The sequence below is a fragment of the Clostridium sp. ZS2-4 genome (genome assembly GCF_026719745.1).
GTDB lineage: Bacteria > Bacillota > Clostridia > Clostridiales > Clostridiaceae > Clostridium_H.
Genome location: NZ_JAPPRQ010000104.1, coordinates 1 through 6835, shown reverse-complemented (window position 1 = coordinate 6835; position 6835 = coordinate 1). Strand labels below are relative to the sequence as shown.

The window sequence follows — 6835 nt, the reverse complement described above, 5'->3', positions numbered from 1 at the left end:
TAATCTTTCAATAGATTCTTTTGAGAATGTAATTTTACTCATATTAAAGACCTCCATATTTAATGATAATTATACATAAAAAAGCACCTATAAACTAGACACTTTTTTTAGTGTCCAATCTATAGGTGCCATTTTAATATAGAAATTCTCTATGTTCTTGCTCTTTTTTATGTTTATTTTTATTGAATTTAAAATTTTTAATCTTCTTTTTTCTGGCTACTGGTTACTGGTCTCTGGTTACTAAAGAATGTTGCGAAGCAACATTCTTTTATTGTTTAGTTCTTAAAGCTGTGGATTGGTGCAGGAATTTGTCCGCCTCTATTGATAAAGTCAGCACTGCTGAATTTACTAACATTCATAATAGGTGCACTTCCAAGAAGTCCTCCAAATTCAGCCATGTCACCAACAGTTTTACCATATACAGGTATTACTCTTACAGCGGTAGTTTTGTTATTAATTACACCTATAGCTGCTTCATCAGCTATTATAGCTGAAATTGTTTCAGCAGGAGTATCACCAGGTATTCCTATCATGTCAAGACCAACAGAACAAACACAAGTCATTGCTTCAAGCTTTTCAAGGTTTAGAGAATTATTAAGTACGGCATTAATCATACCAGCATCTTCACTTACTGGAATAAAAGCTCCACTAAGACCTCCAACTGCAGAGGCAGCCATTACTCCACCTTTCTTTACAGCGTCATTTAAAAGAGCAAGAGCTGCTGTAGTACCAGGTGCACCACAGCTTTCGATCCCCATCTCCTCTAGTACATGAGCAATACTATCTCCAACAGCAGGAGTAGGTGCTAAGGATAAATCTATTATTCCAAAAGGAACATTAAGTCTTCTTGAAGCTTCTGATGCAACAAGCTGACCCATACGAGTAATTTTAAAAGCTGTCTTTTTAACAGTTTCCGATAATACATTAAAGCTTTCACCTTTAACTGTTTCAAGAGCAGATTTTACTGTACCAGGACCGCTTACACCAACATTGATTATACATTCAGCTTCGCCTATCCCATGGAAAGCGCCTGCCATGAAAGGATTATCTTCTACTGCATTAGCAAATACAACAAGCTTAGCACAGCCAATACTATTTGAATCCTTAGTTAAATATGCTGTTTTTTTAATGATTTCACCCATTTCTTTTACAGCATCCATATTTATTCCGTATCTACTTGTACCTATATTTATAGATGAACAAACTTTATCTGTAACACTTAATGCCTCAGGTATAGATGTTATAAGTTTTTTGTCTCCAATAGAATATCCTTTATGAACTAAAGCAGAAAAACCACCGATGAAGTCAATGCCAACAGCTTTAGCAGCTTTATCCAAAGTTTTGGCAAATTCAACATAATTATCATCTTCAGATGATTCAGCAATTAATGCTATAGGAGTTACTGATACTCTTTTATTTATTATGGGAATTCCATATTCCATTTCTATTTCATTACCTACTTTAACTAAATTTTCAGCATATTTAGTTATTTTATCATATATTTTTTGTCTTGATTTTTCACCGCTGGAAGAACAGCAGTCTCTCAATGAAATTCCCATAGTTATAGTACGAATATCTAGTTTTTCTTTTTCTATCATCTTTATGGTTTCTATTATTTTGTTTTGATTTATCATAGTAATAGCCCCTTTTTTACAAAATTTAAATGTTGTGCATTGAATTGAAAATGTCTTCACGTTGAATTTTTATAGATAAAGACATTTCATTTCCCTTTGCGTCTAAAATATCTTTTAATTCGTTAAAGGATATTTTACATTTAGACAAGTCTACTAACATAATCATTGTGAAATATTCTTGAAGAATTGTTTGGCTAATATCTAAAATGTTCACATTAGCCTCTGCAAGTATAGTACTCACATTAGAAATAATTCCAGTTTTATCTTTACCTAATACAGTGATGATTGATCTCATAATATTCCTCCTAATCTCATGGTTTACAGTTTTGTTTTTAATAAATATAATATAGTAATTTTGCTGAAAATACAATCAATTTTTAAAATTCATACAAAAAATTTAGCGATTTAATGTACGGAAAAATAATTGAATAATGAAATATTTCTTACAAATTCAATATTTTACCTTAAGAATTTATAAAGAAATTGTTACAGAAATTTTTAAAATAATTCTAATACAACATTTAATCAAGGCTCTTTTATATTATTAGCAGTTTCATTATTTTTATATATTATACCATATTTATTTGAGTTTTACGTATATCTAAGGAGCTAGAAGCACTGGTTTCTAACATTTTTGACTCCGCTAAGTAATCATAATGTGCATAGCTTAAAACTATTAATACCAAATATATTCTATAAAAAATAATACCTTTAAGATGTGGTGAAAAAATTACCTTAGAATAGATGCTTAGAACAGACTATATACTGAACAAACCATATGTTAAAGGGAGGAGTGTAAGTTAGATTATGAATAAAAAGAAAATATATTATCAAAGCTATAAGAATGAAGCTCATTTAGATTATAAAGAAATTACTTCAGAAGAGATTAAAAAAATAGAAATTGAACTAGCTATGAATGAGGTGAAACAAGAAATTAGAAAAAATGAATAAATCAAATAAATAACTTAAGTTTAAATTATTTTAACAGATAATTAAATATATCAAAACTAAAGAAAAATAGGGGGATTTTATGAGAATTAAAAATAAAAGCAAAAAAATATTTGTTTATACTTTATTGGCAAGCTTATTATTCGTATTTCAGTATGGCTTTGGAAGTGAAATGAATTATAAACTGTGGGACTCTAAAAAAGATGTAGGTATAAACAAAATTTGGACGATAACATTCAATAAAGAAATAGATAAAAATACTTTAAATAATATAAAAATAGTAGAACAAGACACGAATAAGAACGTGGATTTACGATTTAATTATGATGACAAAAATAAAGCTCTAAAAGTTTCAGCAGTAAATGGATATAAGTATGGAAAAAGTTATACGATGATAATTAATAGTGGACTTCAGTGTCTAGATGGTAAAACAATAGTACAACCTGTTGAATTTGAGTTTATCACTGAGAATAAAAGAGAAGAATTTGCAAAGGAACCTAGTGGCATAATTAATAATTATGATGAATTTTATTACGCAATAGGACATGCTTTACATAATTTTGAAAGTGAAATTGTAATTCAAATAAATAAGTATAATTCACAAGACTATAAGCTGGACGTTATAAATAAAGTTATAGAAGATTATCCTAATATTGAGTATGGATATAATGGCGCTGAAGCCAGTATAATATCCTATAAAGATGGTACAGCTAAAATGACAATAAATATTAAATATGAGTTTTCTAAAGAATACATGATGGAAATGAGAAGGTTGTCGGAAGAAAAGGCTGAGGAGATAATTTCAAAAGTTATAAAAGCAGGAATGAGTGATTGTGAAAAAGAATTAGCTTTACATGATTATGTAGTCAATAATTCAAAATATGATAAGAGATTATTTACTGGAAATATGCCTTCTGAGTCTTATACTGATTATGGAATTCTTGTGCAAGATACAGGGGTTTGTGCAGGTTATGCAAGAGCTTTATATAGATTGCTGAATATGGCAGATATAGAATGTATATATGTTACAGGGTATGGTGATGATGGAACAGGTACTATTGCTCATGCGTGGAATATTGTGAAAATAGAAGGTGAATATTATCATTTAGATGCAACTTGGGATGATCCAGTGACATATACAGGCAGAAATGTAATAACACATAATTATTTTAATGTAAATGATGAAAAGATGTCCAGGGACCATGTATGGAATTTGGAAAAATATCCGAAATGCACATCTACAAAATATATCAATTAGTATCACATTGAGAGAAAATATGATATAATGTGTATGAATTTGATATATAGAGAGCGTACAGAAGTAATAGTACAAAAATAAAAGACGAATATTGTCATTTAGAGGCAGTGTGATATAATCCAATAACAGATATTGGTAGAGATGTAGTTGAACATAATTATTTTAATACAAATTGTGAAAGACATCTTATATCATATGTTGGGTTTAGCTAAATATCTGTAATGCATATTAATAAAATACAATTGAAAGGGGACTACATAGATGAGATATGAAGGAGCGGTATACAGACCACCTAGTGAAGCTTATAGTTTAATTATTCAAGTTACTTTAGGATGTTCGCATAATAAATGTACATTTTGTGACATGTTTAAGGAGAAAAATTTTAAAGTAAGAAAACTTGAGGATATAATTATAGATTTAGAAATGGCGAGATCTTACTACAGTACAGTAAAAAGAATATTTTTGGCAGATGGAGATGCTTTAGTTTTAAAAACTGAAGATTTGGAGAAGATTTTATTAAAAATCAAAGAATTATTCCCAGAATGTGAACGAGTTGGAATTTATGGTACGCCTAAGGACATAATAAGAAAGAGTGAAGAAGATCTTGTTAAGTTAAAAGAGTTAGGATTGCATATAATATATTTGGGTATTGAATCAGGAAGTGATGAGATACTAAAGGATATAAAGAAAGGTGCAACTGCAGCTGAGATGATTGAAGCAGGTAAGAAGGTAAAAAGAACAGGAATAAAACTTTCTGCAACTCTTATATCGGGATTAGGAGGAAAAGGAAAGTGGCAAATGCATGCTGTTGAATCTGCTAATGTTGTTAATGGGATAAATCCAGATTATTTAGGATTACTTACTCTTATGGTTGAAAAAGGTACAGAAATGTATGAACAAGTACAAAATGGAGAAATTACTCTTTTATCACCACAGGAAGTTATGCTGGAAACAAGAGAATTTATTAAAAACCTGGAAGTAAGTAATTGCGTATTTAGAAGTAATCATGCATCTAACTATATACCTCTTTCAGCAACATTAAACGAGGAAAAAGAAGAATTGCTAGCAAAGCTGGACAGATGTATTGAAGAAAATCATGGATTTAAAGATGAGTTTTACAGAAGACTGTAAAGTGAAAAAGTTAAAAAATTCACTCAATTAACAAATTGTTAATACTTTTTTAAGAGTTAATCAGTACCATATTCTCGGGAAGTATGATATTATATATATAAATGAAATATCAGAAAGAGGGATATGAATGGAATATTCAAATAATGGATTAAATGCAACAAGAACTTTAAAATCAATGATATCAATGATAGTGGTTGGTTTTGTTTTATTAATTCTATTGAAAGGTATATTTTTATTGATACCTGTAGCATTAATTTCATGGATAGGATATAAGATTATAAAAGTTATTATGAATAAATTGAATGAATTTACAGGAAAAGAAGATAATGAAGATATTCAAACAAGTAAAATATTTGAACAAAATATTGATGATATATTTAATTGTAAAGTAATTGATGTTGATTATGAAGAACTAAAGAAATAAATGAGTAAAAAAATGGCATTTAAAAGTGCCATTTTTTTAGTTTGTGGTAAAGATGCAGAATGTTGAAGAATAGTATAAAAGAGTCTTGGGAAATTTATATATAAATAAACAGAATACATTTTGCTAACTGGTAGAAAAATAGTGTGGAACTAAAAAGACGATTATACAGTATAATGTAAATAGATGAGGTGTGTAGTATGATTTTAAAAGAAGATATTATATTGGATTTGCATATTCATTCTACAGCTTCCGATGGAACATATAGTCCACAAAAAATTGTTCGGGAAGCTGCAAAAAAGGGAATAGGGTTAATATCATTAACTGATCATGATGAGATTAAAAATGTCAAAGATGCAGAAAAATTTGCTGAAGATGAAGGAATAGCATTTTTGCCGGGGATTGAAGTTTCAAGTACCTTGGAAGGAAAATTATTTCACATTTTAGCATATGGTACAGATAATACAAATAAAGAATTATCAGAATTGCTGGAACATAACAGATATCTGTTAGAAAAAAAGGATGATGATTCTATAAAATATTTAATAGAAAAAGGCTATGATATTGACTATTTGAAGTATGAGAAATATGAGCAGGATAATGCCAGAGGTGGATGGAAGGCTCTGAATTTCTTAATTGATGAGAAGCTGTGTGTAGATGTAAAAGATTACTTTACAAGGCTTTTTTGTGAGGAGAATGGAATTCAATTTCCGAAATTCTCAAATACGGAAGAAGTAATAAAAATAATCAAAAAAGCTAATGGAGTACCTGTTTTAGCACATCCTTATTATAGTAAAGATGATACAACAGTTTTTGATAAATTAGATAAATTTTTGAGAATTGGTATTGAAGGCGTAGAATGCTTTCATCCACATCATAATGAGAAAATAACTGAATTATGTTTAGAGTGGTGCAGAAAAAATAATACAATTATAACTGCGGGTTCGGATTTTCATGGAGGATTTATTGAGGAAAGAAGTATGGGAAATCCTAAAGTTACAATTAAAGAAGTAAATTTGGGGAGATTAGAAGAACATATAAAATTAAAAATTTTAAGTTTTAGATAAAAGACAGTAGGATATGAAATATAAACATAAAAATGCTATTTTCAATTATGATTGAGAATAGCATTTTTACTGAAGTGAATTTGTACAATTACTATTCAGTGTATTAAAATTTTGTCGAAGTTTTTTCACAAATTGATCATTGAACGAGTAAGTAAAATATTTTTAGGCAAAAAATAAGGAAAGGCCGCCAGCAATTACCTTGCCGGTAGGCCTTTTATTCATGTCAAAGACTTTTTATAATTATAGTTACCCAACAACAAATATAGAAAGGAGCTTTAACATGAATGATATAATTTTAGATGATTTAAAATTAAATTTCAAGCAAATAGAGAAAGAAGTTTTTGGTATTGTCTGCGAAGCAGGTTTGGCAATGATT

7 protein-coding genes are annotated in these 6835 nt (G+C 29.1%); 5 read left to right on the top strand and 2 right to left on the bottom strand.

What is annotated here, in order from left to right; genetic code table 11:
* Window positions 1-275 precede the first annotated feature (275 nt).
* Both OIO11_RS12270 and OIO11_RS12265 read right to left on the bottom strand, forming a co-directional pair.
* Complete coding sequence (locus OIO11_RS12270; RefSeq protein ID WP_268071750.1) at window positions 276-1631, bottom strand: PFL family protein; 1356 nt, start codon at window positions 1629-1631, stop codon at window positions 276-278.
* A 28-nt stretch (window positions 1632-1659) separates the two neighbouring features.
* A complete protein-coding gene (locus OIO11_RS12265; RefSeq protein ID WP_268071749.1) occupies window positions 1660-1929 on the bottom strand; it encodes an ACT domain-containing protein in 270 nt (89 codons plus the stop codon).
* A gap of 512 nt (window positions 1930-2441) precedes the next feature.
* Here OIO11_RS12265 and OIO11_RS12260 point away from each other — a divergent pair.
* The 5 genes from OIO11_RS12260 to OIO11_RS12240 all read left to right on the top strand — a co-directional run bounded on the left by OIO11_RS12260 (window position 2442) and on the right by OIO11_RS12240 (window position 6459).
* Window positions 2442-2585, top strand: coding sequence for a hypothetical protein (locus OIO11_RS12260; protein ID WP_268071748.1), 144 nt, complete (start codon window positions 2442-2444; stop codon window positions 2583-2585).
* Window positions 2586-2664: 79 nt separating this feature from the next.
* Window positions 2665-3840, top strand: coding sequence for a transglutaminase domain-containing protein (locus tag OIO11_RS12255; protein ID WP_268071747.1), 1176 nt, complete (start codon window positions 2665-2667; stop codon window positions 3838-3840).
* 261 nt (window positions 3841-4101) lie between these two features.
* The gene (locus tag OIO11_RS12250; RefSeq protein WP_268071746.1) at window positions 4102-4971 is read left to right on the top strand and encodes a radical SAM protein; all 870 of its coding nucleotides are present in this window, start codon (window positions 4102-4104) and stop codon (window positions 4969-4971) included.
* Window positions 4972-5098: 127 nt separating this feature from the next.
* The gene (locus OIO11_RS12245; protein WP_268071745.1) at window positions 5099-5395 is read left to right on the top strand and encodes a hypothetical protein; all 297 of its coding nucleotides are present in this window, start codon (window positions 5099-5101) and stop codon (window positions 5393-5395) included.
* 197 nt (window positions 5396-5592) lie between these two features.
* The gene (locus OIO11_RS12240) at window positions 5593-6459 is read left to right on the top strand and encodes a PHP domain-containing protein (RefSeq protein WP_268071744.1); all 867 of its coding nucleotides are present in this window, start codon (window positions 5593-5595) and stop codon (window positions 6457-6459) included.
* Window positions 6460-6835: the final 376 nt, after the last annotated feature.

What these genes read in the sequence shown, in the direction of transcription:
- OIO11_RS12265 (WP_268071749.1), bottom strand. Translation starts at nt 1,929, where the DNA reads ATGAGATCAATCATCACTGTATTAGGTAAAGATAAAACTGGAATTATT.
- OIO11_RS12240 (WP_268071744.1), top strand. Translation starts at nt 5,593, where the DNA reads ATGATTTTAAAAGAAGATATTATATTGGATTTGCATATTCATTCTACA.
- OIO11_RS12255 (WP_268071747.1), top strand. Translation starts at nt 2,665, where the DNA reads ATGAGAATTAAAAATAAAAGCAAAAAAATATTTGTTTATACTTTATTG.
- OIO11_RS12245 (WP_268071745.1), top strand. Translation starts at nt 5,099, where the DNA reads ATGGAATATTCAAATAATGGATTAAATGCAACAAGAACTTTAAAATCA.
- OIO11_RS12260 (WP_268071748.1), top strand. Translation starts at nt 2,442, where the DNA reads ATGAATAAAAAGAAAATATATTATCAAAGCTATAAGAATGAAGCTCAT.
- OIO11_RS12250 (WP_268071746.1), top strand. Translation starts at nt 4,102, where the DNA reads ATGAGATATGAAGGAGCGGTATACAGACCACCTAGTGAAGCTTATAGT.